Consider the following 25,424-nt stretch of genomic DNA (forward strand, 5'->3'; position numbering starts at 1 on the left):
CGCAGGTCGTCGTAACGGTAAGGGCCGGTCCCCGTTCGGGGACCGGCCCTGCTGCGTACTGAACGCTGCGTGCTGAGCGGACCTGTCAGCCGGCCATGCTCGGCATGTCGGTGACCTGGTCGGCGGGCGGCGCCTCGATGGAGACGTCCTCGCCGAGCTCGGAGAGCACCATCTCGACGGTGCCCATGTCACCCATGACGACCTCGGCCTTGCGGAGCAGGCCGTCACCGTCGACCCAGATGTCCTGTTCCATCGTCTTGGGCATGCCCTTGTTGCTGTCCGCGCCGAGGCTCTTGGTGAGACCCGCGGAGTCGACGGTGAAGCTGTAGTGCTCGGTGTCGGTGCCGTCGAGCTTCTCCTCGCCCTCGAACTCGGCGGACTTGATCGACTCCTCCATGCCGTCGAAGAAGGCGAGCGGGTTGCTCATCGACTCCAGGCTGGTGCCGCCCATCTTCTCGAGCTGGTCGGCGCTCGCGGTCATCCACGAGTCGCCCATCATGCCCTTGATGTAGATCTTGTCGTCGACGACGATGGTCTCGAGATCCATGTCCATCGAGCCACCGCTCATCTTCATCGTGGAGTGGTGGGCCGACGGCTCCATCTGGAGGTCGCCCTCGCCGGTCATCGAGACGGCCTGACCCGAGACCTTCGCGTCCATCTTCGTGGTGAAGTGGGCGGTGTCGATGTCGGTCGCCTTCTTCATGACCTCGGTCATCTCCTCGGCGGAGACCGATTCCCCCTCGCTGGCGCCGCCGGCGCCATCACCACCGCCACAGGCGACCAGGCCTGAGAGCGATAGGGCCAGCACGCCCGCTGCAGCAGCGCGGCGCCGGAGGCCACGTGGCCCGAGAGTACGGTTGTGCGTCATTGAGCTTCCCTTCGTGTGTGCCGCTGCCTGCGGCGTACCGCTCCAACCTACCCTCGCGAGGCGCTCAACCCACCCGGCGAAACACGTGTCGGTAGGTCTCGAGCGTCACCGTCGCGGTGCCTGCCACCAGATCGTGCAGCCCGCGCCGGTCGCCGCGAAAGACCATCGGCGGAATCACGAGGACGACCAGGATCTGGCGTGCGATGCTCCGCAGCGGATCCGGCGGGCGTACGTCCGGGGCGCCCGGCGAGACCCGCACCGTACGCAGCCGGGTGACGAGCTTGCCGAACGAGCCGCCGCCGAGCGCGGTGAAGGCCGCGGTCTGGACGATGAAGACCACCAGGATCCACAGGTTGTCGATCGGCCGCGGGTCGACACCGGCGAGCAGCGACCCGAAGGGCAGCGCACGTACGCCGAGGAAGACCGACGCCACGAGCGACGATGCGAGCCAGTCGATGAAGAGCGCAAGGACGCGCCTACCCCAGCTCGCGGTCGGGTAAGGCAGAGTGGGCGTCACAGGGGTGGCGGAACCGGTCACATCGGCCAATCGTAGGCGGCGACGTCTTGAGGGGTGAGATCGGGATGGTTGCCGATCAAATCACACAACCTGTTACACGCCCGAAACATTTGCGACACTCCTGTGCAACCGTCCCTTCGTAATTTGCGTGGCACGGTCGAGTCCACGAGGGCCCGGCCTCGATCGCGAGAGACCTATCTGGCTCTGCCCGCACGGGTGAGCCAAGGAGGATTGATGTTCAGCACTGACGACGAACTCTTGAAGTTCATCTCTGACGAGGGAGTCGAGTTCGTCGACATCCGCTTCGTCGACCTGCCCGGCGTTCAGCAGCACTTCACGGTGCCGGTGTCGTCGTTCACCCTGGAGCCCCAGGCCTTCGACGGCTCGTCGATCCGCGGCTTCCAGACGATCAACGAGTCCGACATGGCGCTGTACCCGGACGTGACGACTGCGTACATCGACCCGTTCCGCACCGCGAAGACCCTCGCGCTGATGTACTTCGTGCACGACCCGATCACGGGCGAGGCCTACTCGCGCGACCCGCGCAACATCGCGCGCAAGGCGCTGGCGTACCTGGCCTCGACCGGCATCGGCGACACCGCCTTCTTCGCCCCCGAGGCCGAGTTCTTCATCTTCGACAAGGTCGCCTACAGCACCTCCGAGGGCGAGTCGTTCTACAAGATCGACTCCGTCGAGGCCTGGTGGAACTCGGGCGCCGACAAGAACCCCGACGGCTCGAACAACCTCGGCTACAAGACGCGCTACAAGGGCGGCTACTTCCCGGTCTCCCCCACCGACCACTTCGCCGACCTGCGCGACGTGATGGTCAAGAACCTCGAGAACGCGGGCCTGCTCGTCGAGCGCGCCCACCACGAGGTCGGCACCGCCGGCCAGGCCGAGATCAACTACCGGTTCGACACGCTGCTCAAGGCTGCCGACGATGTCATGAAGTTCAAGTACATCGTCAAGAACACCGCCTGGGAGGCCGGCAAGACCGTCACCTTCATGCCGAAGCCCGTCTTCGGCGACAACGGCTCGGGCATGCACGTGCACCAGTCGATCTGGGAGGGCGGCGAGCCGCTGTTCTACGACGAGACCGGCTACGGCGGCCTCTCCGACATGGCCCGCTGGTACATCGGCGGCATCCTGAAGCACGCCCCGTCGGTCCTGGCGTTCACCAACCCGACGGTGAACTCCTACCACCGCCTGGTGCCGGGCTTCGAGGCGCCGATCTCGCTGGTCTACTCCTCGCGCAACCGCTCCGCCGCGGTCCGCATCCCGATCACGGGCACCAACCCGAAGGCCAAGCGCGTCGAGACCCGGTTCCCGGACCCGTCCTCGAACCCGTACCTCGCCTTCTCCGCCCTGCTGCTCGCCGGCATCGACGGTATCCAGAACAAGATCGAGCCGCCGGCTCCGATCGACAAGGACATCTACGAGCTTCCGCCCGACGAGATGGCCGAGATCAACCAGGTCCCGACCTCCCTCGGGGCCGTCCTGTCGGCGCTGGAGAACGACCACGACTTCCTCACCGTGGGCGACGTCTTCACCCCCGACCTGATCGAGACCTGGATCGACTACAAGACCAACGACGAGATCCTCCCGATCCAGCTCCGCCCGCACCCGCACGAGTTCGAGCTCTACTACGACATCTAGGCATAGAGCGCTGACTGACGTGAGCCCCTCCCCCGTTTTCATCGGGAGAGGGGCTCAGTCGCGTTGTTCGTCGAGCTTCTCCTCGCCCGGCGAGCCGGTGCAACACATGTTCTCGTTCGCGCGTCATGAAGACAGACATCGCCCGGACTCGGAGGGTTCACATGAAGCAGCTCATCGTCTTCATTCTCATAGGCGCGCTCGCACCCGTGTTGGGGCCGGTCCTCAGCGCCCAGGCGGTGCCGCCCGACCTCGTCTGCGACGGCAGCTACCACCACCGGACGTTCCGCAACGTAGTCATCCCGAACGACGCCCGCTGCGCGATCACCAATTCCCGGATCACCGGCAATGTCCGCACCACCGGTGCACCGAGGGTGGTCAGCATCACCGACACGAGCCTCGGCCGGAACGTCCACGTCCGCAACGTCGTCGAACGCGTCACCATCGGGGCTGCCGGGTGCCGCGTGGACCCGGTCGCCGGACGAAACCTCATGGTCCGCAACTCCCGCAACGTGGCGATCTGCGAGATGTCGATCGCCAACAATCTCGTGGTACGCGACAATCGGGGGACCTTGATGGTTCGGGACAACAAGGCGTGCAACAACCTCCGCGTCGTCGGCAATCACGTGCGTTCCCTGCGTGTGCTCAGGAACTCCTACGCCGGCAACTTCTCGGTGGCTCGCAACAGCTGGGTGGACCGCAGGATCGTGAGGGACAACGTGGAGCTGCGCCAGAACCCTGCCGCGTGCCGTCGGAAGTGATTCCCCGCCACCGGCACGAGGTCGAGCTCTATTACGACATCTAGAACCGGGGTCCCGATGACCTGCTGACACATGGGTTGATCGGGCTCTGAACAGCGAGAACGCCCTCGAACGACTTCGGTCGCTCGAGGGCGTTCTCGGTCGTGCCGTCTCCTCAGGGACTGTCGGGACGGACGGCCGGCATCTCGCCGGTCTCCGGGTCGAAGCCGTCGGCCCACGTCCCGGAGTCGAAGTCGTAGTCGACCGGCTGACCCTCCTCGTCGGTGCGCTGGTACCAGTCGGTGTACCGCTCGTCGGTGGAGTCGACCTCCGCACCGGCACCCTCCTCCGGACAGCTCGCCTCCACCACCTGGATGGCGAAGTTGTCGCCGTACCGCTCCACGCCCTGGAGCACGGCGTTGCGCATCGCGGCCTCCGCATAGCGGTGCCGCAGGGTGTACGGGTCGGTGGCGAGGTCGCGGATCCAGGCCACGATGATCAGCAGCATCACCAGGGCGAACGGCACCGCGGTGACGATCACCAGCTGCTGCAGGCCGGCCAGGGCGGTCGCGTCGCCGAGGAGCAGCATCACCACAGCGATGCCGGACATCACCAGCCCCCAGAAGACGACCACCCAGCGGCCCGGCTCCAGGTGGCCCCGGGTCGACAGCATCCCCATCACGACCGAGGCGGAGTCAGCAGAGGTGATGAAGAAGATCGCCAGCACCAGGATGATCAGGAATGGAAGCCACTCGAGGTAGGGCAGGTTGTCGATCATCCTGAAGAAGACCTGCGGCGGAGTCAGGTCGTCGGCGAGCGAACCGTCCTGGGACATCTTCATCGACGTACCGCCCATCACGCCGAAGGCGACGAAGAGCAGCGTGGAAGGGATGAGGATCGTGCCGAGAAGGAACTGCCGGATGGTACGTCCCCGCGAGATGCGGGCGATGAAGATGCCGACGAACGGCGACCAGGAGATCCACCACGCCCAGTAGTACACGGTCCAGGTTGCCTGGAACTCCTGGGTCTCCTCGCCCCAGGACAGCGAGCGGCCCATCATGTCGAAGAGTGAGCCCAGATACTCCAGCTGCGCCGACGGCAGGAAGTTCAGCAGGAACAGGGTCGGCCCCAGGGCCAGGATCAGCCCGACGACGCCGACGGTCAGCACGATGTTGATGCTCGAGAGGTAGCGGATGCCGCGGGCGACACCGGAGACGGCCGAGATCACGAAGCCCACGGTGAGCAGCAGCAGGATGCCGACCACCATGACCTTCGTCACCTGGCCGACCCCGGTGACGATGCTGACGCCGGTCCCGATCTGCATCGCCGCGATTCCGAGGGCCGCGGCGGTGCCGAAGAGGGTGGCGACGATGGCGAGGATGTCGATCAGCTTGCCGGCGAAGCCCTCGGTGAGCCGCTCGCCGAAGAGACTGCGGAAGATCGAGGACATCAGCAGGCTCCGGCCGCGGCGGTAGGCGGCGTACGCGATGGCACCACCGACGAGCGCGTACATCGCCCAGGCATGGAACCCCCAGTGGAAGTACGTCTGCGCCATCGCCCGGTGCATCGCCGCGACCGACCCCGCCTCGTTGGTGAGCGGCGGTGGGTCGTTGAAGTAGGCAAGCGGCTCGGAGGGGCCCCAGAAGATGACACCGATCCCGATGCCTGCGGCGAAGAGCATCGCCACCCAGGCGAAGGTGCTGAACTCCACATCTTCGCCGTCCTTGCCGAGCGGAATCCTGCCGTAGGGCGAGAAGGCCAGCACCAGCATCGAGACCAGCACCACGACAGCGACCGAGTTGAAGAGCCAGCCGACGTTCCGAGTGGCCCAGCCGAAGGCGGTCTGGGCGACCGAGGCGACACTGTCCGGCGCCACGACGCCCCAGATCACGAAGCCGACCGTGAGCCCTCCTGCGACCGCGAATACGAGCTTGTCGACGCCATAGCGCCGCCGTTGCTCGTCGATGGAGATGCCCGGGATCAGGGCTGGATGTCGGTCGTGCGGATACTTCGGGTGCATCGGATCGATCTTCCCCAACGACTCTTTGACTCTGCGACGGGTGCGTCTTCCGTCGTCCGCGTGACGCGACTGGTCAGAAGTTTGCTTCTCGTTCACAGCTCGACCCCTCAGGTTTAGCGGCCCCGCGGTTGCCATCCCGTAGATCTGGATATTTACGATGCCGGCGCTTCGGTTTGAACAGGATCTCAGCGATTCCGCTCAGGTGAACCCTCCGATCAACTATCGCAGCCATAGGCGCCGGCAATAGGGACCCGCTCCATCTCCATCACGCTCGGACCCCCGTCGCGTCGACGCACTATGCTCCACGCATGGACAGGCGCCACCTCGAATATTTCGTGACTGTCGCCGAGTTGGGGAGCTTCACCCGGGCGGCGCAAGCACTGTCCATCGCCCAGCCATCGCTGTCAAATGCCATCGGCTGGCTCGAGCGAGATCTCGACATCCGGCTCTTCGATCGACACGGCCGGGGCGTACGACTCACTCCAGCCGGCGAGGCGCTGCTGGAGCCGGCCAGACGGTCCCTGCGATCGTTCGAGGTGGCGCGTGGCGCAGTGCGCGCCGTGTCGCAAGCCGGGTTCGGACGCCTGTCCATCATCACGAACACGTTGTGGGCCGTCGAACCACTGGCACGGTTGGTCGGCGAGTTTCGCGCTCTACATCCCCGAGTCCAGGTCACCGTGGCCGACCCGATCTGGCACGGTGACGTGCTGGAGACGGTGCGAATGGGCGGCGCGGAGCTCGGCCTCGTCGACGGGACCCCTCCTGGCGGAACTCTCGAAAGCCGCTGGTTGGCCGACCTCGAGATGATGGCCGTGTGCCCGCCGGATCCCACATCGGCGCCGACGGTCGGCCGCGCCGACAAGGAATCAATCACGATCGGCGATCTCTCGGAGCGGGGCTTGGTGTGTACGCCCGACGGCACTGTGCTCCGGGGCATCGTCGCCGAACCACTCCTGACCGCGGGGCTCTCGACGGATGTAGCCGTCGAGACGGCCCACCTCGCCGCGGTGGCGCCCCTCGTCCTGGCCGGAGCAGGCGCCGCCGTGCTCCCGCGGGCGATGGCCGACGATGCCGCCGTCAAGGGTGCGCGAGTACGACCGCTCGACCCGCCACTGCGCCGGTCGGTACACGTGATCTGGCGCAAGCGCAGAGCCAGCGACCTGGCCTTGGGCTTCGTCGACTTCTGCGTCGAAGCCTGCTCCGCCGGGTCCTAGCCCCTAAGGCATAGCAAGCGGCTATCGCTGACCTAGCCCACTCGCCGTTGCTGCCGCGAGCGTCCTGGCCCGAAACTCGATGAGTCGAGCGGACCGGCACAACTCGGCCCACCCAGCCTTCGAGGAGATTCCCAACGTGACCTTCTTCCACGCCGACCGGCATGTACTGCCCGAGCCCGACCAGGCACAGGTCGTCGCCACCGCCCTCGGTATCGAGGATCAGACCGCCGCGTTCGAGCCCGTGCGTCCGACCACGCCTCCGTCTGGGGCGCCGAACGTCGTGATCGTCGTCATGGACGACCTGGGCTATGGAACGTCCAGCGCGTTCGGTGGCCCGTGCGCGATGCCGACGGCGGAGACGCTGGCTGAGGGTGGCCTGCGCTATTCCCGCTTCCACGTGACCGCTCTGTGCTCGCCGACGCGCCAGGCCCTGCTGACCGGTCGGAACCACCATTCCGTCGGGATGGGCGGCACCACCGAGATGGCCACGGCGGCACCCGGCTACAACGGGTTCCGGCCACAGTCTGCGGCGACGATCGCCCAGATCCTGCAGGGCAACGGCTACAGCACCGCGGCCTTCGGCAAGTGGCACCAGACACCGCCACGCGAGATCAGCGCGGTGGGCCCGTTCGACCGGTGGCCGACCGGCGAGGGGTTCGACACCTTCTACGGGTTCATGGGTGCGGAGATGAACCACTGGTACCCGCTGCTGTACGAAGGCACGACGCCGGTCGAGCCGGACCGGCGGCCAGAGGACGGGTATCACCTCTCGGAGGATCTCGCCGACCGGGCGATCGACTGGGTGCGGACGCAGCGCACGCTGACCCCGGACCGGCCGTTCTTCACCTACCTCGCTCTCGGCGCCTCGCACGCACCGCTGCACGTGGCGCCGGAGTGGCAGGAGAGGTATCGGGGTCGGTTCGACCACGGCTGGGACGAGCAGCGCGAGCGCACGCTGGCCGAGCAGAAGCGGCTCGGCGTGGCGCCGGCCGACGCTGAGCTGGCTCGCTGGGCCGACGGCGTACCCCACTGGGACGAGCTCTCCGACACGCAGCGTGAGCTTTCGGCGCGGTTCATGGAGACCTTCGCCGGGTTCACCGAGCACGCCGACCAGCAGGTCGGGCGGTTCGTCGCCGCGCTCGAGGAGCTCGGCGAGCTGGACAACACGCTGTTCGTCTACCTGCTCGGCGACAACGGCGCGTCGGGCGAAGGGGGCATCGAGGGCACCACGGTCGAGCACCGGCTCGGCCACGGCCTCGTGGACGACCCCGAGGAGATGATCGCGGACCTGGACCGCATCGGCGGCCCGGAGACCTACCCGATCGCGCCCGTCGGGTGGGCGCTGGCGCTCAACACCCCGTTCCAGTGGACCAAGCAGGTCGCCTCCCACTTCGGCGGGACCCGAGACGGCCTGGTCGTGCACTGGCCCGCCGGGATCGCCGAACACGGAGGCGTACGAGACCAGTTCCACCACGTCATCGACATCCTCCCCACGATCCTCGACTGCGCCGGCGTTCCCCAGCCGACCTCGGTCGCCGGTGTCGCCCAGCAGCCGATCGAAGGCACGAGCATGCGCTACACCTTCGACGCCGCCGAAGCCCAGGACCGACGCCGTACGCAGTACTTCGAGATGTGCGGCAACCGCGGCATCTACCACGAGGGCTGGATGGCGGTGACCCGCCACGGGATCCCGTGGGAGATGGTCCCGAAGGAAGGACGGCGGTTCAGCGACGACGTCTGGGAGCTCTACCACGTCGACACGGACTTCTCGCAGGCTCATGACCTGGCGGCAGAGCACCCGCAGCTGCTGCGCGAGCTGCAGGATCTGTTCCTCATCGAGGCCGCGAAGCACCAGGTGTTCCCGCTCGATCCCCGGGTGACCGAGCGGGAGAACCCCACACTGGCTGGACGCGTCGACCTGCTCGGCGACCGCCGGTCGGTGACCTACCGCGGCGGCATGCGACGGTTTACCGAGGAGACCACGCCCAACGTCAAGAATCGCTCCCACAGCGTCACCGCCGACGTCGAGGTGCCCGCGACCGGCGCCGCCGGAGTGGTCATCGCCCAGGGCGGCCGGTTCGGAGGCTGGTCCCTGTACTGCGTCGAGGGCAGGGTCCGCTACGACTACAGCTACTTCGACCTGACCCACTTCACTGTCGGCGCCGAGGAGCCGCTGTCCCCCGGACGCCACGAGCTCCGGATGGAGTTCCACTACGACGGCGGCGGACACGGCCTCGGCGGCGAGGTGATCCTGATGGTCGACGGCGTCCAGGTCGCCCAGGGTCGGGTGGATCGGACGATCCCCTACTACTTCTCCTTCGACGAGACGCTGGACATCGGGGTCGACCTGGGCACCCCGGTCAGCGACGAGTACGCCGCGATCGACAACGCCTTCACCGGCACCGTGCACACCGTGCGGATCGACCTCGATGGCCCAGCCGCGCCCGACGATGCCGACGCCGAGGCGCAGCGCCGCCAACGCGTCTTCATCTCCCAGTGAGGGCCGGAGGTCGACCATGAGCTCTCCGTGCTGCGCCCCGACCGACAAGGGCGGGACCAACAGCCGCCGCAACGTCCGCAGTCTCCTGCTCGGAGGTGACATCGAACCGGACCCCCGGTTCACCCTGGCCAACGAACGCACCTTCCTGGCCTGGATCCGCACCGCGCTCGCGGTCGTCGCGGCAGCGGTGGCGACCGACACCCTGATGGCCGAGCAGTGGCCGTCCAGCGTCAGGCAACCCGTGGTCGTACTCCTGCTGCTGGCCGGGACCGCTGTCAGCGCCGGGGCCGCGGTGCGCTGGTGGGCAGTGGAGCGCGCTCTGCGGAGGGACCGTCCACTCCCGCTGTCGCCGCTGGTACCCATGCTCGCGCTCGTCGTGCTGGCGGGAGCCGGCAGTGTCCTGGTGCTCACGCTGTGAGGCACACGGACGCAACCCCACTGCGAGACCCTGGTCTCCAGCCAGAGCGCACCAGCCTGGCCTGGTCACGAACCGTCCTCGGCTACCTGGTCGTCGCCACCATCTGCTTGAAGGCAGCACCACAGCTCGGCACGGTAGGCATCGTCTCTGCCGCCGCCTACCTCACGATCGCGGTCGCGATCGCGTGCTCGACCACCACGCGATATCACCGCGACGTACGAAGTATGCACATCCAACAGTCACGACCACCGCTCCGCGCCGTGGTCGCTCTGAGTGCCGCGACCACGGCGCTCTCGGCGCACCTGCTCTGGCTCCTCATCGACTAGCCACGATTCGGTGAGTGCGGCCCACCCGCGTCCGCGTCATCTGGTCAACAACCGGGCAACAGCGGCTGCCCGGAGCGCGAACGTCGCATAGCCTCGCCCGGTGCCAACCTTCGCGACCCTGGCCCGCGCATCTCGGGCACACCGCGCCATCCTCGTCCTCATTCTTCCCCTCGTCGCCGCTGTCGCGCTGGTGGCGGCCGCCGTGGTGGTGGTCAGCCCCGGCAACGCCGCCACCGCCACGACGATCAAGCGGTGGGAGACCCGGCTGGCCGGCCTCGGCTGCAACGTCGGCCGCGTCGACGGGCGCCTGGACGATCACGCCCGAACAGCCGTCGTACGCTTCCAGACCCGCCACCGCCTGAACCCGAGCGGTCGCTTCACGACCACCACGCGGAATCGGCTGATGTCGTCGACGGCGAAGCGGTGTGACAAACGGCCGGTGCCGGCGAGCACCGGGACCGGACGCCGCATCGTGATCAGCCAGCGACAGGACTGGGTCTGGCTGGTGCGTGCCGACGGGTCCATCCGCGCGCAGGGCGGGATGATCGACGCGGAGTGGCTGGACAAGCAGTGGTACACCACCGGCTCCTACTGCGGCCGACCGGCGCGCGGCAACCCACGTACGAACTACAGCGGCACGCAGTGGCTCTACCACTTCGTCCGGTTCGCACCCTGCGGCGTGGCCTTCCACCGGGTGCCGGTGAGCATGCGGACGGGTCGTCAGATCCACCCGAACTGGTATCTCGGCACCGACGAGAAGACATCCGACGGCTGCATTCGCCTCAGCGCCAAGATGGCGGCCGAGGTCTGGGACTTCACGAAGGTCAAGACCCGCGTACGCGTGGTGTGAACCCAGTCTCGACCCCGAGGCGGCGAAGACGCCGGAGACGGTGACCACGCGTTGGGCGACTGCTTGCAGCGAGACGAGTCAGGCGCAGGGGTCGAGGCCAGGACGACCGGGGCGCTCGATGCCGCGCTCGACGAGGACAGTCTCGAGGACGGACGGCTTCGCAGGCATGACGCCGTCGACGCAGGCGTCGATCATCCGTGAGTACGTCGCGGCGTCGTCGGGGGCCGACCCGCTGAACCACCCGTGCACGGCATAACCATCGGCATGTGCCCGCTCCACGAACGCACGGGTGGCGTCCGGAATGCCTTGGAACTCGTGGATCACGACGAGCTCATCATCAGCGGTGGAATGGACATCCAACTCGAGCATGTCGGAGCCGATCGAGGCGGCCCGCTTGAAGGAGTACTTCGTGTTCGTCGGCGCCTTGTCCTCACCACCCGAGTGCGCCATGTTCATGACCCGGTGGTCCAACCATGGATTCGGATCTGCCCTGTGAACCTGCCCGCCGCGGCCGGAGGGCCACCTCGCCTGGGTCCGTTGGGGACGCCGGTCGCGGCGCGCTGTTGATGGCTCTGCAACGCCAGTCGCACTGACGAGCCCAGCCTCGGACTCCACGCACCCGAGCCGGTCACGGGTCCGCGGTGCCGGCTTGCGACCGAGCACGGGCATACGGCGAACCCGGCCGACGACTCGCCGCCCCGAGCGAGGGCGCGGTGTCGACGAGCCGCCGAGCCGCCTCCACCTGGCGGTCCACGGGTCGCCTTGCCCTCAGCGCGCGAGGCAGCGCCGGGACCGCGCGGAGGACACCGCGCAGCCCGGGATCGCCTTGGCGCATGGCACGTAACATCTGGCGTGCCACCACGGGCCAGGGCCGGCGCATCACGGCTGTGAGCAGCCGGTTGCGTTCCCCGCGCGCAAGCCGCTCGGCGCGGTCGCGGCCGGGAGAGGGTCGGTGCCGGGCCACGACGTCGTCCACATACGCGAGCCCCAAGCCCTGCGACGCAAGATCGAGTGCGAGCCGTTCCTCCTCGCCTCCGAAGAAGACGACCTCGTCGAACCCGCCGGCAGCGAGAAAGGCATCGCGACGGACGATGGCACCGCAGGCCAGGAATCCAAGGACGGACGGACCAGGCAGGTCCGGCTCGGTCCCGAGCGGCGAGGCCTCCATAGCGGCGCAGAGCGGGTCGGGACGTTCGTCCTTCCCGACGAGGACCCGGGCGGCGAGAACCGCGAGGCGGGGATACGAGTCGAGGGTCAATGCGGCCGACGAGAGGGCACCCGGGCTCCACCACGAGTCGTCGTCGGCGAACGCGACGTACGGTGTGGTCGCTCGCTCGACTCCCATGTTGCGCGCTACCGCTCCGAAATTGCTGCCGAGCTCGATCACGTCGATGTCCGGGAACGACGCGCGGACGTGCGCGGGCGTCCCGTCCTCGGACCCGTTGTCCAAGAGGATTACCGGGCAGCGGTGACGCGGCAGCGACTCCCGGAGGTCGGGCCAACGGTTGCGAGTGATCACCACGACGGTGACGTCGGGCGTCTCGGGCAGCCCCGCCGTCATGGAGACATCCGGCCGCACGTCCGCGGCGCCCGGCTGCAGTGAGTCACCTGATCGGGGTGCTTCGACCGTGTGGCTTCCATACCGACCCGGTACCCCCTCCGGTGCACCGCATTCCGCCCGATCAGACTGTCGGGTTGCTTGCCGGCCCCGTTCAGCCGGTGACCATGATCTGAGCTGCGGTCTCCTTGACCTTCGCGTTGGCCCAGCGCATCGGACGCAGGGTCTGCGGGTGGCACTCCTGAGCCACGAGGAGCAGCTCGGAGTCCTTCATCGCCTGCGCCGTCTGGGCGAGCACCTCCCAGTCCAGGGAGACCCCGGCGGCGGTGCGGTGGATGTGCCGCAGGTCGGCCAGGAGCAGCAGAGCCGGTTCGTGGAAGCGGCCGGCAAGCTCGGAGCCCTTCTGCTTCACTCGGGCGACCACGGTCGCCTCATCCTCCGGAGCAGGATCGAGCTCGAGCCCATAGACCTGTGCGACCTCCGCCAGGCGGCGGACGTGTTCTTGGGACCACCTGGCGACGTCGCGGGCGACGTAGAAGATCTCGTGGTCGCTCTTCTGCAGGTCCGAGAGGTTCAGGAGGGCGCCCGCCAGGTTGTTCTCGGAGCGGTGCAGCTCCTCGATCGCGGCGCCGACCTTGTTGCCGCGAAGGCTGCGCAGGGTCTGGAGGACCTTCATCGGATGTCTCCTGTCCGGTCGATACGCTCGCTCGTGAGCGCCGTCACGTCACCCCTGGTCGGCGAAACCGTCGAAGAAACGGGCCGGGAGCCCGTGGTGGTCGGCGCCGGCGCCGGTGTGCCACCGGCTGGGGCGATCTTGTTGGCGTTCGCGGCAGCGGTCTTGAAGATGGGCTGCTTGGAGGCTGGGTCCCAGTCGGTCAGGGTCAGCTCGTTCGCGGCTCGCCCTCGATCATCGGGCTCATGCCCGGCGTCGGTGTCCCAGTAGCCGTAGTGGAAGGGCAGGAACAGCACGCCGGGTCGGATGCCACTGATCCGCAAGCGTGCCGTGACCGCGCCTCGTGGAGTGGTGACCTGGAGGAGGTCACCATCCTGCCATCCTCGGTCGCTCGCATCAGCGGCCGACGCCTCGACCCAAACCTCCGGCGCGGCCGCCTGCAGCTGTGGTGCGCGGTCGGTCTTGGTACGGGTGTGGAAGTGGTAGAGCGTGCGCCCGGTGATCAGCTGGAACGGGTGGTCCTCGGAGGGAGGCTCGTGGGGCGGCAGGTACTCCGCTGCCTTGATCACCGCCTTGCCGTGCGGATTGAGCGCCTTGTACTCCGTCGGCTCGACCGGCGCTCCGGTGACGAGGTCACGTCCGTAGCTCTCGCAGTAGTCGGGGCGGGACCAGAACTCCCCGTCGACGTAGATCCGCTCGGTCCCGTCCGGGTGCTCGTCGTTGCAGGGCCGCTGGATGCCGCTGCCGCCGCGCAGCTTGTCATAGGTGATCCCGGTGTAGTCACACGGCCGTCGTGTTCGAGCAGCTCGCGCAGCAGGGCGTTCATGAGCATCACGTTGGTGCCGGGACGGGGCGCGAGGTGCACCGTGGCGTGGGCGGCCACTGGCGTCTGCCGGGGGTCGACGCACACGATTGCCGGTGGGTTCGGCCCAGCGAGCCGATCCAAGATTCGGGCCCAGAGCACCGTCTGGGTCTCGGCCATGTTGTGGCCGTAGAGGCAGATCACGTCGGCGTGATCGATGTCGGTGTACGAACCGGGTTGGCCGTCGGAGGCGAAGGACTCCTTCAACGCTGCCGCGGCGGTCGCGGTGCACAGCCGGGTGTTGCCGTCGACGTAGTTCGTGCCGATCCCGCCGTGGGCGATGAGCCCGAGGGTGTAGTACTCCTCGAGGAAAAGCTGTCCGCTGGTGGGTCAGCGGCGGCCCTGCGCCGTCAGAGGCTGGCGATCAGTGCCCGGCATGCCTCTTCGCATCGGCGGCACGCCTCGGCGCAGAGCCGGCAGTGCTCGTGCACCTGTGCGTGCTGGGCGCACTCGTCACCGCAGGCCTTGCACACGGTCGCGCACGCTTCGAGCAAGGCTCTGGTGACGTCGGCGTCGTAGCCGGTGCGTCGTGACAGTGCGTTGCCGGTGGCGACGCAGATGTCCGCACAGTCGAGGTTGGTGCGGATGCATGTGGTCAGGTCGGCGACCATGTCCTCGCTCAGGCAGGCATCGGCGCACGCCGTGCAGACCTGCGCGCACTCGAAGCAGGCGGCGATGCACTCGGCCAGCTTGTCCGTGTCGATTCCGCCCAGGTCCTTGGGAAAGGCCTCGAGCATCTGTGTGTGGGCCACAGCTCAGTCCTCCGTCCGCGACGCAGGGACACCAGGGAAGCGTCTCGATGCCACGCCGCTTGGTGGGCCTGTACCCAAGCAGCCGAGAAACTTACGCTTGCGAAGGAACGAATATGGGCACGTCCTCGTGCGTCATTGCCCACACCAGCCGAAACCGCGGCGGCGTCTCGGGGGATGTGCCAGTATTTCGAGCATGGCGATCGACCCAGGCGGCAAGGACTTGAAGCGACTCCTCAGCGAGGACCAAGGCGGGCCGGTGGTCATGCTGAACCTGCTGAGGTTCGATGATGGCGGCCGCGAGCTGTACGACCAGTACGCCGAGGCCCTGTCGACGACGTTCCTACCCCGGTACGGCGGCGAGGTGATCTACGCCGGCGATGGCTCCACCGCCCTCGTGGCCGAGGCGGGCCAGGAATGGGATGCGGTCCTGTTGGTCCGCTATCCCTCACGCTCCGCATTCAGCCGCATGGTCGCGGATCCGGAGTACCAGCAGGTGACCGGTCTGCGGACAAAGGCGCTCACCGAGGCGGTCCTCCAGGTCACCACCCCCTGGGAGTAGCCAGCCACGTTTCCGGGCACAGAGCCACAATCGACACCCCCAGTCGTCCGTCCGTCTCGACGAAAGGGATAGAGCATGTGGTTCGACACCTGGCACGACCTCCTCAGGATCGTCGTCGTCGGCGCAAGCGGTTACGCCACCCTGGTCCTGCTGCTCCGACTTTCAGGCAAACGCACACTGGCGAAGCTGAACGCCTTCGACTTCGTCGTCACCGTGGCTCTCGGATCGACGCTGGCGACCATCCTTCTCGACAGCCGCACCGCCTGGGCCGACGGCGTCGTCGCGCTGGCCACTCTGGTGGTGCTGCAGCTGGTGGTCGCAGCCCTGACTGCCTGGACCCGTTCCGGCCGCCGGCTGCTGACGGCCGGTCCGTCCGTCCTCCTCAGGGACGGGGTGGCCGACACCGCGGCGATGCGCCGACAACGGGTCGGCATGGACGAGCTGCGGCAGGCTGTGCGAGGGACGGGCACCGGCGACCTCTCCCAGGTGGCCGTCGTCGTGCTCGAGACGGACGGGACGATGAGTGTGATCCCACGCTCGCAGGCAGGTGATCTCTCGTCGCTCGGCGGCCTCGACGGCCACGCGTCGTGAGCCCGCACGGCGACTGTTCAACAGGCAGGCGACGAGCGGCGGGCCCGGTGCCGGCGGACCGCAGCCCGGTTGGCGCAGCGGACCGAGCAGTAGCGCTGCCGCCCGTTGCGAGTGACGTCCACGACCACCGCGGTGCACGGGTCTCCCTCCATCTGTCCCGCGGCACAGCGGCCCAGACGATGAATGCCCCGAGTGGTCAGGTGCAGCGCCGTACCGACGCTGATCACCGCTCTCAGCACGTCGGGAATCGAGTCGTTGGCCTCGTCGCGGTAGTGGATGTGCCATCCCTCCCGCCCGTGGTCGGTCAGCCGCGGATACGCCGTCGCCTGCGCCATCAGGTCGTTGAGCAACCGCGCCCGCTCCCCCGGCTCCCCCGCATCGACGATTCGAAGCCACTCGTCGATCACCCCGCGGGTTCGCCGATGGTCGTCTGGAGCCTCAGCGAAGTCCATCGTCATGCCGAACTCTCTGGTCCGAGCCTCGATGCCGGCCCGGTCCTCGGGCCAGTCGTCGGCGAGCGAGGCAGCCATGAGCACGGCGTACTCGCCGTAAGGGTTGAGATGCATAAGACCATTACACCAGGGTGGTGACCATGACGGACACCGCAACAGAGCAGTCCCCGCACGCGGACGCCGCCCACGAGCACGGCTGGCTCACCGAGTCCAGCCATCAGACCTCGGAGGGCCTGGTCCTCTACGTACGCTGCGCCCGCTGCGGCGTACGTCGCGTGGACCTCCAACCCCACCCGCTCCTGCCACCGCAGTCGCTGAGCCGCGTCCGAGGCTGACAGTGCAGCCGGTTCATTCGGGCCTGGCGGTCCTTAGAAGTCGCGGGACTTCATCTCGACGCCTCTGACCCGCAGCCATTCGTCGTACGGCACGGGGTCGGCGTCGTCCTCCGCCTGAGCGACGATGCTCTCGGTGAACCAGGTGCGCAGCGAGATCATCTCTGGTGTGGAGCGCAGGGTGAGCAGCTGGTGGGTCTCGCTGAGCGCGTCGGCCAGGCTGTCCGCGGCCGACAGCTCACGGACCACCACAGCCATCTCCCGCGGAAGGGTCATCTCGATGTCGACGTACTCGAGCCCCGCAGCGGCCGCGTCCAGGGCGGTACGCCGACCCAGGTGGCGCGCGAAGGCCGGTCGGGCCAGCAACCGCTCGATGAGCTGACCGAGCGCCCGCGGCGGGGTCGGGCCCTCGTCGGAGTCGATGAGCTGGAGCTCACGGACCAGGTCGTCGAGGCGCTGGTCGATCTGGAGCCCGAGCTGGACCGGGCAGCGGGGCAGCCGCACGGTGACCCAGTCCGCGGGGACGGCGGACGACTCCGGCACCACCTGCTCGCCGTACTCCACCGTGGGAGGCCGTACGTCGTGCTCGACGCCGTCGCCGACGAGGTCGGCCCAGATGCGCCGCCGGTCGGCGCGCTCCTCGATCCCCCAGGACTTCGCCAGCACCGACACGATGGCCAGCCCGCGCCCGGTGGTGCCCTGGCTCTCGACAGGCGGCGGGGCGACAGCTTGGACCGGGACCATGGCGCCGTCGTCCTCGACGCTGAGCCGCACGGCCGGCTCGAGATCGTGCAGACGGACCTGCATGTAGGGGCTGCCGCTGTGCAGGGCCGCGTTCGCCGCCATCTCGGTGATGCACAGAGCCGCGTCGTCGACCAGGTGCGCGCGACCCCAATCCAGAAGCCCGTCCGTGACAAACCTGCGTGCTCCGGGCACGCTGGCCGCCTCAGCGGTGAGGCGCACCCGAAGATCAGGTCGGCCCCGGTCGGAGACGGAGATCATGGGGCCAGTGTGCCCCCGTTCGCGCCTGCCGTCACTGGTTGAGCGGTCACGCAGTGGGATAGGGCGAGGCAGCCAGCAGGCCCGCGAGGTGGGTTACGTTGCGGGCCAGGGTCTTGGTCGTCCCCGCGGTGGCCTCGGGCGTCGGCTCCTTGTCCTTGTAGTCCACACCTTGCATCGCCTCGCCGACCCAGTAGGTCGCCGCGCCCGCGGGGATGGTGAAGCCCACGTCGTTGAGCGCCTGGCAGAGCTCGGCGGTGACGTGGTGGGCGCCGTCCTCGTTGCCGACGACGCCGATCCCGGCGACCTTGTCGTAGGTCAGCATTCGGCCGTCGTCGTCGGTCTCGCCGAGCTCGGCGTCGAGCCGCTCGAGCACCATCTTGCAGACCGCGGACGGCTGGCCCAGCCAGATCGGGGTGACCAGCACCAGAATGTCAGCGGCCAGCATCCGCTCGCGCAGCTGCGGCCACTCGTCCCCGTCGCCCTCGTCGGTCGTCACCCCGAACCGGACGTCGTGGTCGACGACCCGGATCATCTCGCCGCTCACCCCGTGGTCTTGGAGCGCCGAGAGCACCTGGGACCCGAGCAGCTCGGAGCTGGACTCGTCGGGCGAACGCTTGAGGGTGCAGTTCAGGATCAGACAGCTCAGTGACGTCATGCCAACCGGTAACCCGCAACCCTCGCCCTCATGCCTTGATCGCGGCACCCCCGGCCCGTCTGCCGGGGTGCTCCTTCTCCTGGACGTCACGGATGCAGTGGGGGAAGCTCGCTGCCGGCCTTCGCCGGGATGCCGGAGAGGACCGCCTCGAGCGCCTCCATGGCGGAATGGCGCGGTCGCCAGTCGAGCTCCCGCTCGGCGCGGGCGGTCGACATCAGGGGCAGCTGCATGACCGCGTCCAGCAGGCTGCCCGGAACCGGCGCGAGACGTGCGTGCCAGGCCTTCTCCAGGCCCTGACGCATGAGGTTCGAGGGCACCTCGACCGTCCGAGCGCCCATCAGCTCGCCGATCTCGTCGCGGGTGATCACGCCCTCACCGGCGAGGTTGAAGGCGCCCGTCACGTCGGTGGTCGCGGCGGTGGCCAGCCCCCTGCCGACATCGCCGGCGTGCACTGCCTGGAACCTCAGGCCCGCGGGCACCGGCACCACCGGGATCCGCCGCCGGTCCAGGAGCGCGGGCCTGGCCAGGGCGCCGCCGAAGATGCGCCGTTGCTCGCTGGCCGCCGAGCGCTGGAAGACGAAAGCCGGCCGGACCCGGGCCAGGCGGACCTCGGGATGGTCGCAGGCGAAGGCGTCAAGAGCCCGTTCGACGTACGCCTTCTCCCGGCAGTACGCCGCCGACGACGCCCCGTCGGTCTCCCAGGTCTCGTCGAGGTGATCGTCGTGATCCACCGGCGAGTAGGCAGCCACCGACGAGACGCACACGAGCGCCGGGACGCCTGCTCTGGCCACGGCGTCGAGGACCTTGCGCGTGCCGACCGCATTGGTGGCCCAGGTCTCCTCGGGCCGGTGCGTGGGTTGGAACTTCCAGGCGAGGTGGACGACCGCGTCGGCCCCTTCCAGCACCGGCTCCAGGTTGCCCGTCGACACGTCGGCCTCGCGCCATTCGACAGAGGCATGGGGGTTGGTCCGTGGGCCGCTCGGCGCCCGTCGGGCGACAGCGAGGACCGAGGCGGCGCCGTCGGCGGTCAAGGCCCGGATCGTGGCGCTGCCGAGGTTTCCCGACGCACCTATGACAACCACCTTCATGCGTGTCCACGCCCTTCCTGCAGCCGGCCCGATCTGTCCTGTGTGCTCCACCGGTACCCACCTCGCGTCCGTTGAGCACGGTTCGATGGCCGGGCTCGATCGCCGGTCTCGAATCGCCGTATCCGGGTACCGCAGTGGTCATCCGATCCGAAGGAGGCAGATCCATGAAGGCGGTCACCTGGCAAGGGCGTCGCGACATCCGAGTGGAGGAGGTCCCGGACCCGCACATCATCGATGACGACGACATCATCGTCGAGGTCACCTCATCGGGACTGTGTGGTTCCGACCTGCACCTCTACGAAGTGCTCACCGGCTTCATGACGCCGGGCGACATCGTCGGACACGAACCGATGGGGGTCGTGGCAGAGACCGGACCCGGGGTTCACGCGTTGAGCGTCGGCGACCGGGTGGTGGTGCCGTTCAACATCAGCTGCGGAACGTGCTGGATGTGCCGGCGCAACCTGCACTCGCAGTGCGAGACGACGCAGAACCGCGACCAGGGCACCGGCGCGAGCCTCTTCGGCTACAGCTCGCTCTACGGCCAGGTCCCCGGCGGGCAGGCGCAGTACCTCCGCGTCCCCTTCGGCAACCAGCTGCCGGTCAAGGTGCCGCACGGCCCGTCCGATGACCGGTTCCTGTTCCTCTCCGATGTCCTGCCGACCGCCTGGCAGGCGCTCCGGTACGCCGACCCGGACCCGGAGAGCACCGTGCTGGTGCTCGGCGCCGGCCCGATCGGTGACATGGTGGCCCGCTTCGCCATCGCCGAGGGCCACCGTGTCCTCAGCGTGGATCGCGAGCCCGAGCGTCTCGCCCGGGTGGGGCAGCGTGGGGCCGAGACGATCGCTCTCGGCTCCGGCGACGTCGCCGAGCAGGTGCGCGAGCTGACCGATGGTCGCGGAGCCGACGCCGTGGTCGACGCCGTGGGGATGGAGGCCCACGGCTCGCCGATCGCAGAGATGGCCACGACCATCCTGTCGCGGATGCCTGGCGCCGTCAGCCGTCCGGTGATGCAGAACGCCGGTGTCGACCGGATGGCCGCGCTGCACACCGCCTTCGAGGCCGTACGCCGCGGAGGCACCGTCTCGGTCGCCGGCGTCTACGGCGGCGCGATGGACCCGTTCCCGATGATGCAGCTGTTCGACAAGCAGGTCACGATCCGCATGGGCCAGGCCAACGTACGCGCCTGGACGGACGATCTGATGCCGTTCCTCGAGGGCGACGACGACCCGCTGGGCGTGGACTCCTTCGCCACCCACCACCTTCCCCTCACCGAGGCTCCGTGGGCCTACAAGTCCTTCCAGACCAAGGCCGACGGGATGGTGAAGGTCGTCTTCAAGCCCTGATCCTGGCGTTCCGCCTGCTCAGGCGAGGGCGAGGAAGAGCTTCTCCATCTTCTTGACGTCCACTCCGTCGAGACCCTCGTCGGACTCGGTGAGACACTGCTGCAGGCCGGTGGCGACGATCGCGTAGCCAGCGCGGGAGAGGGCCTTGTTCACGGCGGCCAGCTGGGTGAGGACGGACTCGCAGTCCGATCCCTCTTCCATCATGCGGATCACGCTGGCGAGGTGGCCGTTGGCGCGCTTCATGCGGGTGATGATCGCCTTGATCTCGGCGGGTTCGAGGTCCATCAGTTGTTCTCCAATGCGGCCAGAGCCGCGGTCAGCCGCTGCCGTGCGTCGGTCGCGACGGCGCGAAGGGTGTCGCCGGCGTCGCCGGCGATGGACATCATGGTGTCGGGGTCGAAGGCCTCGACAACGGTGGTGGTGTCGTCGACGGCCCGGACGACGACGTTGCAGGGCAGCAGTGCGGCGATCGAGGGATCTGCCTGCAGCGCCTGGTGAGCCAGCTGCGGACGGCAGGCCCCCAGGATGACCTGGGGTGCGACGTCGACATCGAGCTTCGCCTTCAGCGTGGCCTTCAGGTCGATCTCGGTGAGGATGCCGAATCCGGCAGCTGCGAGCTCGGCGCGCACCGCCTCGACGGTCTCGCCATAGGGGCGGCGCACGGTGGCTTCGAGCGTGTACTGCGTCATGGGTATGTCCCTCCTGGATACCGATCACTAGGCCTGCGGCGGGTCTGCACTGACAACCATACAACCCCCTAGGGGGATGTGTTAACGTCGAGATCACAACCCCCCGGGGGGTTACATCGACACGTCAGCAAAGGAGTCCCTCTCATGCGTGAGACCACCATCGACCAGCTAGCCGCGGCGCTCGATCAGGGCGCGGCTGTCATCGACGTCCGCGAGCCCGCCGAGTTCCGCGAGGGCCACGTGCCCGGGGCGATCAACATCCCGATGGATCAGCTGTTCGCCCGACTGGGCGAAGTCGATCGGGATCGTTCGGTCCACATGGTGTGCGCCTCGGGCAATCGCAGCGGTGCGATGACCGAAGTCCTGACCGCCAACGGCTTCGACGCGATCAACGTCGCGGGCGGCACCAATGCCTGGATCCGTTCCGGGCGACCGATCGCGAAATGAGGCGAACATGACCGACTACACCGCCATCGAGTCCACCGCGCCGGCCACGGCGACCGAGGAGGCACAGCAGCAGCCGGCCGGCGGGCTGATCGTCCGCACCCTCGAGACCCCATCGCTCGGGGACCGCACCTACGTGGTCCACGACGGCGAGGTCGCCTTCGTGGTCGACCCTCAGCGCGACATCGACCGGGTGCTGGAAGTGCTCGAGGCCGACGGCGTCCGACTGACCCACGTCTTCGAGACCCACATCCACAACGACTACGTCACCGGAGGCCTGGCGCTCGCGCAGGCGACCGGCGCGGCGTACCTGGTCAACGGCGCGGACGAGGTGGCTTTCGACCGCACTCCGATCACCGACGACGAGGTCGTCGAGGTCGGCGACCAGATGCGTGTCCGCGCGATCGCCACTCCCGGCCACACCTTCACACACCTGTCCTACGAGCTCTCGGTCCAAGGGCCTGACCGCGAGGAGCCGTACGCCGCGTTCACCGGCGGCTCGCTGCTCTACGGCGCCACCGGCCGACCCGACCTGCTCGGCAAGGAGCACACCGACGCCCTGGTGCGCCACCAGCACGCGTCGGCACACAAGCTCGCCGAGCAACTGCCTGACGAGGCGGAGGTCTACCCCACCCACGGGTTCGGGTCCTTCTGCTCGGCCACGCAGTCCGAAGCCACCGCTTCGACGATCGGCGACGAGAAGCGCACGAACCCGGTGCTGACCCAGGACGAGGAGACCTACGTCCGCGAGCTGCTGAGCGGCCTCGCCGCCTGGCCGGCGTACTACGCGCACATGGGACCCGCCAACGCGGCCGGCCCATCCGCACCCGACCTCTCCCCGGTGCAGGAGGCCGACGCGACCGAGCTACGGCGCAGAATCGAGGCGGGCGAGTGGGTGGTGGACCTGCGCAACCGCAAGGCCTTCGCCGCCGGCCACTCCCCCGGCACCTTCAACTTCGGGCTGGACGGTGGCTTCTCGACCTACCTGGGCTGGCTGATCGAGTGGGGCACGCCCGTGACCCTGCTCGGCGAGACTCCTGAGGACGTGGCCACCGCCCAGCGCGAACTGGTCCGAATCGGCATCGACCGGCCCGCAGCCCAGGCCACCGGCGGACCGCAGGACTGGACCGACGGCGAGCTCGGCAGCTTCCCCACCGCCACCTTCGCCGACCTGGCGCAGGTGCGCCACCACCGCGACGTCGTCGTGCTCGACGTCCGTCGCTCGGACGAGTACGAGGCCGAAGCGATCGAAGGAGCGGTCAACATCCCGATCCACGAGCTGCCCCGCCGGGTCGGCGACGTGCCGGCCGGTGAGGTGTGGGTGCACTGCGCCGGCGGTTACCGCGCCTCGGTCGCCGCCTCGTTCATCGCCGCCGCCGGCCGCACTCCGGTCGCGATCGACGACTCCTTCGAGAACGCCGAGAAGGTGGGTCTGCACCTCGTGGGCCGACAGGGCGACGGCGCCTGAGATGACCCTGCTCCTCGCCGTCGCCGCCGGCGCGCTCATCGGCCTGTCCCTGGGCGCACTCGGTGGCGGCGGTTCGATCCTGGCGGTGCCGGTGCTGGTGTATCTGCTCGGCCAGTCCGCTCCCCAGGCGACCACCGGATCGCTTGTGGTCGTAGGCGTCACCTCGCTCATCGGCGCGTTCGCTGCCCACCGGGCGGGCAACGTACTGCTCGGCCGTGGCCTGGTCTTCGGCCTGATCGCGATCGGCGGAGCAGTGGTGGGAGCAGCGGCGTCCGACCGGGTACCCGAGAACGTCCTGTTGGCCGCGTTCGCCGCCCTGATGCTGCTGATCGGCGGAATGCTGGCCTGGCGCCAGCTACGTCATGGGCGAGGAGGCGACCACCGGCACACCGCGCGGCCCGCCTTGGACGACCCGATCATCACGTTCAGCCCGAAGTTCGCCTGCCAGTGCCCCCGGGCGCTCAAGGTGCTGGTGACGGCGACGGTCGTCGGGGCATTGACCGGCTTCTTGGGCGTGGGCGGCGGCTTCCTCGTCGTACCCGCCCTCCTGATCGCCCTCGCGCTTCCCATGGAGTACGCCGCCGGCACGTCCCTGGTGGTCATCACCATCACCAGCGCCGCGGCACTGGCCGTACGGGCCGGTTCCGGCGCCCAGCCGGACTGGATCCCCGTCGCCGTCCTCACCGCGACGTCGGCGGCAGCTGCCGTCGCAGGGGCACGCCTCGCCGACCGTGTCGACACCGACTGGTTACGGACCGTCTTCACCGTCCTGGTCCTCGGCGTCGCCGTCTATACCGCCGCCCAGGCAGTGCCCGCGCTCCTATGACCTGCGCGCGCCTCCGACCTTTCAGCTGTTCGCCGTCCACGCAGGACTGCCCCGCGGGGTAGGGCGACTCGGCCAACAGCCCGGCGAGGTGGGCGAGGGTTAAGGGCCAGGGTCTTGGTCGTCCCGGCGGTCGTCTCCAGCGTCGGGTTCTTGTCCTTGTAGTCGACGCCCAGCATCGCCTCACCTACACAGTAGGTCGAGCCGTTGGCGGGGATGGTGAAGCCGACGTCGCCGAGAGCTCGGAGATGACGTGGTGAGCGCCGTCCTCGTTGCCGACGACGACCCGCTGGGCGTGGACTCCTTCGCCACCCACCACCTCCCCCTCACCGAGGCTCCGTCGTCCTACAAGTCCTTCCAGACCAAGTCCGACGGGATGGTGAAGGTCGTCTTCAAGCCCTGAGCCTGGCGTTCCGTCTGCTGCCATTGACCATGTCGTTGAAACGGTCCACGGCCCAGATCGTTCTGAGGCCGGCGCGACTCATCATCATCGGTCGCGGGAACGTCGGCTTGTCCTGCCACAGCGTCCGCAGATCCTCGTGCAGCTCCCCGTCGACGATGGCGTCCGCGATGAGCGCCCCCACGTACGGCGCCTGGGCCAGGCCGTGCCCGTTGCAGGCGATCGAGTAGTAGATGTCGTCACCGATCTTGCCTGCGATGGGGAGCCAGGACGAGGTGATCGCGATCCATCCACCCCAGGCGCAGGCGATCGCCACGTCGGCCAACGACGGAAAGCGAGTGGCGAACGCGCCCGCCAGCTCCTCGACGAGCCCGGCGTCCGGGACCTTCGCCGGGAGCGGATAGCTCGTGCCCCTCTCGAGGCGGCGGACGCCGAACACGATGGTGTTGCGCGGCGTGAGGCGGTAGTTCTCCATAATCGCGTGCTGGGTGACCAGACCCATGCGGCTGGTCCAGCCCAGCGCAGCCAGCCGCTCAGGATCGATCGGCTCGGTCTCCACCTCGATCACGTAGATCGGCACAGAGAGGTGCTTCGGAGTGATGTCCCACTCGCCCGCGAAGGCGTTCG

31 protein-coding genes are annotated in these 25,424 nt (G+C 68.4%); 15 read left to right on the top strand and 16 right to left on the bottom strand.

What is annotated here, in order from left to right; genetic code table 11:
- Nucleotides 1-85: 85 nt before the first annotated feature.
- Together H5T77_RS20360 and H5T77_RS20365 are read right to left on the bottom strand one after the other, a co-directional pair.
- A complete protein-coding gene (locus tag H5T77_RS20360) occupies nt 86-868 on the bottom strand; it encodes an SCO4651 family lipoprotein (RefSeq protein ID WP_292652343.1) in 783 nt (260 codons plus the stop codon).
- Between the two features lie 64 nt (nt 869-932).
- On the bottom strand, nt 933-1,406 hold the full coding sequence (locus tag H5T77_RS20365; RefSeq protein WP_292652345.1) for an RDD family protein: 474 nt from the start codon (nt 1,404-1,406) through the stop codon (nt 933-935).
- Between the two features lie 213 nt (nt 1,407-1,619).
- Between H5T77_RS20365 and glnA the strand changes: the two genes are divergently transcribed.
- Nucleotides 1,620-3,041 carry a type I glutamate--ammonia ligase gene (glnA, locus tag H5T77_RS20370; protein ID WP_292652346.1) on the top strand — a complete coding sequence of 474 codons (1,422 nt, stop codon included), beginning with the start codon at nt 1,620-1,622 and terminating at the stop codon, nt 3,039-3,041.
- Between the two features lie 161 nt (nt 3,042-3,202).
- Nucleotides 3,203-3,799 carry a hypothetical protein gene (locus tag H5T77_RS20375; RefSeq protein ID WP_292652348.1) on the top strand — a complete coding sequence of 199 codons (597 nt, stop codon included), beginning with the start codon at nt 3,203-3,205 and terminating at the stop codon, nt 3,797-3,799.
- A gap of 154 nt (nt 3,800-3,953) precedes the next feature.
- On the opposite strand, the gene H5T77_RS20380 is transcribed toward H5T77_RS20375, so the two are convergent.
- A complete protein-coding gene (locus tag H5T77_RS20380) occupies nt 3,954-5,798 on the bottom strand; it encodes a BCCT family transporter (RefSeq protein ID WP_292652349.1) in 1,845 nt (614 codons plus the stop codon).
- Nucleotides 5,799-6,106: 308 nt separating this feature from the next.
- Here H5T77_RS20380 and H5T77_RS20385 point away from each other — a divergent pair, with 308 nt between their 5' ends.
- The 5 genes from H5T77_RS20385 (at nt 6,107) to H5T77_RS20405 (ending at nt 11,106) form a co-directional block, all read left to right on the top strand.
- On the top strand, nt 6,107-7,012 hold the full coding sequence (locus H5T77_RS20385) for a LysR family transcriptional regulator (RefSeq protein WP_292652351.1): 906 nt from the start codon (nt 6,107-6,109) through the stop codon (nt 7,010-7,012).
- A 136-nt stretch (nt 7,013-7,148) separates the two neighbouring features.
- A complete protein-coding gene (locus H5T77_RS20390; protein ID WP_292652353.1) occupies nt 7,149-9,512 on the top strand; it encodes an arylsulfatase in 2,364 nt (787 codons plus the stop codon).
- 16 nt (nt 9,513-9,528) lie between these two features.
- Nucleotides 9,529-9,930 (top strand): YidH family protein, encoded by a 402-nt coding sequence (locus H5T77_RS20395; RefSeq protein ID WP_292652354.1) that lies wholly within the window; start codon nt 9,529-9,531, stop codon nt 9,928-9,930.
- Nucleotides 9,927-10,256 (top strand): DUF202 domain-containing protein, encoded by a 330-nt coding sequence (locus tag H5T77_RS20400; RefSeq protein ID WP_292652356.1) that lies wholly within the window; start codon nt 9,927-9,929, stop codon nt 10,254-10,256. Before H5T77_RS20395 ends, H5T77_RS20400 begins: the two co-directional genes overlap by 4 nt.
- A gap of 100 nt (nt 10,257-10,356) precedes the next feature.
- A complete protein-coding gene (locus H5T77_RS20405; protein ID WP_292652358.1) occupies nt 10,357-11,106 on the top strand; it encodes a L,D-transpeptidase family protein in 750 nt (249 codons plus the stop codon).
- Between the two features lie 78 nt (nt 11,107-11,184).
- Here the strand turns inward: H5T77_RS20405 and H5T77_RS20410 are convergent, their stop codons facing one another.
- The 6 genes from H5T77_RS20410 to H5T77_RS20435 all read right to left on the bottom strand — a co-directional run bounded on the left by H5T77_RS20410 (nt 11,185) and on the right by H5T77_RS20435 (nt 14,951).
- Nucleotides 11,185-11,562: a glycerophosphodiester phosphodiesterase family protein gene (locus H5T77_RS20410; RefSeq protein WP_292652360.1), complete on the bottom strand. Its 378-nt coding sequence runs from the start codon at nt 11,560-11,562 to the stop codon at nt 11,185-11,187.
- A gap of 172 nt (nt 11,563-11,734) precedes the next feature.
- Complete coding sequence (locus H5T77_RS20415) at nt 11,735-12,667, bottom strand: glycosyltransferase family 2 protein (RefSeq protein ID WP_292652362.1); 933 nt, start codon at nt 12,665-12,667, stop codon at nt 11,735-11,737.
- Nucleotides 12,668-12,818: 151 nt separating this feature from the next.
- Entirely contained in the window at nt 12,819-13,340 is a 522-nt protein-coding gene (locus H5T77_RS20420; RefSeq protein WP_292652364.1) for a hypothetical protein, read from the bottom strand.
- Nucleotides 13,337-13,906: a molybdopterin dinucleotide binding domain-containing protein gene (locus tag H5T77_RS20425; RefSeq protein ID WP_292652398.1), complete on the bottom strand. Its 570-nt coding sequence runs from the start codon at nt 13,904-13,906 to the stop codon at nt 13,337-13,339. The genes H5T77_RS20420 and H5T77_RS20425 overlap by 4 nt, the downstream gene beginning before the upstream one ends.
- A complete protein-coding gene (locus H5T77_RS20430; RefSeq protein ID WP_366816652.1) occupies nt 13,903-14,481 on the bottom strand; it encodes a molybdopterin-dependent oxidoreductase in 579 nt (192 codons plus the stop codon). The genes H5T77_RS20425 and H5T77_RS20430 overlap by 4 nt, the downstream gene beginning before the upstream one ends.
- 68 nt (nt 14,482-14,549) lie before the next feature.
- Nucleotides 14,550-14,951 carry a four-helix bundle copper-binding protein gene (locus tag H5T77_RS20435; RefSeq protein ID WP_292652366.1) on the bottom strand — a complete coding sequence of 134 codons (402 nt, stop codon included), beginning with the start codon at nt 14,949-14,951 and terminating at the stop codon, nt 14,550-14,552.
- Between the two features lie 193 nt (nt 14,952-15,144).
- Between H5T77_RS20435 and H5T77_RS20440 the strand changes: the two genes are divergently transcribed.
- Nucleotides 15,145-15,510: a DUF1330 domain-containing protein gene (locus H5T77_RS20440; protein ID WP_292652368.1), complete on the top strand. Its 366-nt coding sequence runs from the start codon at nt 15,145-15,147 to the stop codon at nt 15,508-15,510.
- Between the two features lie 75 nt (nt 15,511-15,585).
- A complete protein-coding gene (locus tag H5T77_RS20445; protein WP_292652370.1) occupies nt 15,586-16,101 on the top strand; it encodes a DUF421 domain-containing protein in 516 nt (171 codons plus the stop codon).
- Between the two features lie 17 nt (nt 16,102-16,118).
- Here H5T77_RS20445 and H5T77_RS20450 read toward each other — a convergent pair whose 3' ends face one another.
- Nucleotides 16,119-16,667 carry a CGNR zinc finger domain-containing protein gene (locus tag H5T77_RS20450; RefSeq protein WP_292652372.1) on the bottom strand — a complete coding sequence of 183 codons (549 nt, stop codon included), beginning with the start codon at nt 16,665-16,667 and terminating at the stop codon, nt 16,119-16,121.
- A 26-nt stretch (nt 16,668-16,693) separates the two neighbouring features.
- Here H5T77_RS20450 and H5T77_RS20455 point away from each other — a divergent pair, with 26 nt between their 5' ends.
- Complete coding sequence (locus tag H5T77_RS20455) at nt 16,694-16,888, top strand: hypothetical protein (RefSeq protein WP_292652375.1); 195 nt, start codon at nt 16,694-16,696, stop codon at nt 16,886-16,888.
- 33 nt (nt 16,889-16,921) lie between these two features.
- Here the strand turns inward: H5T77_RS20455 and H5T77_RS20460 are convergent, their stop codons facing one another.
- The 3 genes from H5T77_RS20460 to H5T77_RS20470 all read right to left on the bottom strand — a co-directional run bounded on the left by H5T77_RS20460 (nt 16,922) and on the right by H5T77_RS20470 (nt 19,630).
- Nucleotides 16,922-17,887: an ATP-binding protein gene (locus tag H5T77_RS20460; RefSeq protein ID WP_292652377.1), complete on the bottom strand. Its 966-nt coding sequence runs from the start codon at nt 17,885-17,887 to the stop codon at nt 16,922-16,924.
- Nucleotides 17,888-17,933: 46 nt separating this feature from the next.
- Entirely contained in the window at nt 17,934-18,542 is a 609-nt protein-coding gene (locus tag H5T77_RS20465) for a flavodoxin family protein (RefSeq protein ID WP_292652379.1), read from the bottom strand.
- Between the two features lie 86 nt (nt 18,543-18,628).
- Nucleotides 18,629-19,630, bottom strand: coding sequence for an NAD-dependent epimerase/dehydratase family protein (locus tag H5T77_RS20470; protein ID WP_292652381.1), 1,002 nt, complete (start codon nt 19,628-19,630; stop codon nt 18,629-18,631).
- Between the two features lie 164 nt (nt 19,631-19,794).
- On the opposite strand from H5T77_RS20470, the gene H5T77_RS20475 reads away from it, so the two are divergent.
- Nucleotides 19,795-20,973: an alcohol dehydrogenase catalytic domain-containing protein gene (locus H5T77_RS20475; RefSeq protein WP_292652383.1), complete on the top strand. Its 1,179-nt coding sequence runs from the start codon at nt 19,795-19,797 to the stop codon at nt 20,971-20,973.
- 18 nt (nt 20,974-20,991) lie between these two features.
- Here the strand turns inward: H5T77_RS20475 and H5T77_RS20480 are convergent, their stop codons facing one another.
- Both H5T77_RS20480 and H5T77_RS20485 read right to left on the bottom strand, forming a co-directional pair.
- Complete coding sequence (locus H5T77_RS20480) at nt 20,992-21,258, bottom strand: metal-sensitive transcriptional regulator (RefSeq protein ID WP_292652385.1); 267 nt, start codon at nt 21,256-21,258, stop codon at nt 20,992-20,994.
- The gene (locus H5T77_RS20485; protein ID WP_292652387.1) at nt 21,258-21,662 is read right to left on the bottom strand and encodes a DUF302 domain-containing protein; all 405 of its coding nucleotides are present in this window, start codon (nt 21,660-21,662) and stop codon (nt 21,258-21,260) included. Before H5T77_RS20485 ends, H5T77_RS20480 begins: the two co-directional genes overlap by 1 nt.
- Nucleotides 21,663-21,806: 144 nt before the next feature.
- Here H5T77_RS20485 and H5T77_RS20490 point away from each other — a divergent pair, with 144 nt between their 5' ends.
- The 4 genes from H5T77_RS20490 to H5T77_RS20505 all read left to right on the top strand — a co-directional run bounded on the left by H5T77_RS20490 (nt 21,807) and on the right by H5T77_RS20505 (nt 24,800).
- Nucleotides 21,807-22,109 carry a rhodanese-like domain-containing protein gene (locus tag H5T77_RS20490; protein ID WP_292652389.1) on the top strand — a complete coding sequence of 101 codons (303 nt, stop codon included), beginning with the start codon at nt 21,807-21,809 and terminating at the stop codon, nt 22,107-22,109.
- Between the two features lie 7 nt (nt 22,110-22,116).
- Nucleotides 22,117-23,574 carry an MBL fold metallo-hydrolase gene (locus tag H5T77_RS20495; RefSeq protein WP_292652391.1) on the top strand — a complete coding sequence of 486 codons (1,458 nt, stop codon included), beginning with the start codon at nt 22,117-22,119 and terminating at the stop codon, nt 23,572-23,574.
- Nucleotide 23,575: 1 nt separating this feature from the next.
- On the top strand, nt 23,576-24,400 hold the full coding sequence (locus H5T77_RS20500) for a sulfite exporter TauE/SafE family protein (RefSeq protein ID WP_292652393.1): 825 nt from the start codon (nt 23,576-23,578) through the stop codon (nt 24,398-24,400).
- Nucleotides 24,401-24,653: 253 nt separating this feature from the next.
- Nucleotides 24,654-24,800, top strand: a complete 147-nt coding sequence (locus H5T77_RS20505; RefSeq protein WP_292652394.1) for a hypothetical protein — start codon at nt 24,654-24,656, stop codon at nt 24,798-24,800.
- Here H5T77_RS20505 and H5T77_RS20510 read toward each other — a convergent pair.
- Nucleotides 24,790-25,424: NAD(P)/FAD-dependent oxidoreductase (locus tag H5T77_RS20510; protein WP_292652396.1), on the bottom strand; the 635-nt coding region annotated here is incomplete at its 5' end. The genes H5T77_RS20505 and H5T77_RS20510 overlap by 11 nt on opposite strands.

It is taken from the genome of Nocardioides sp. (genome assembly GCF_014360585.1).
Classification (GTDB): Bacteria; Actinomycetota; Actinomycetes; order Propionibacteriales; family Nocardioidaceae; genus Nocardioides.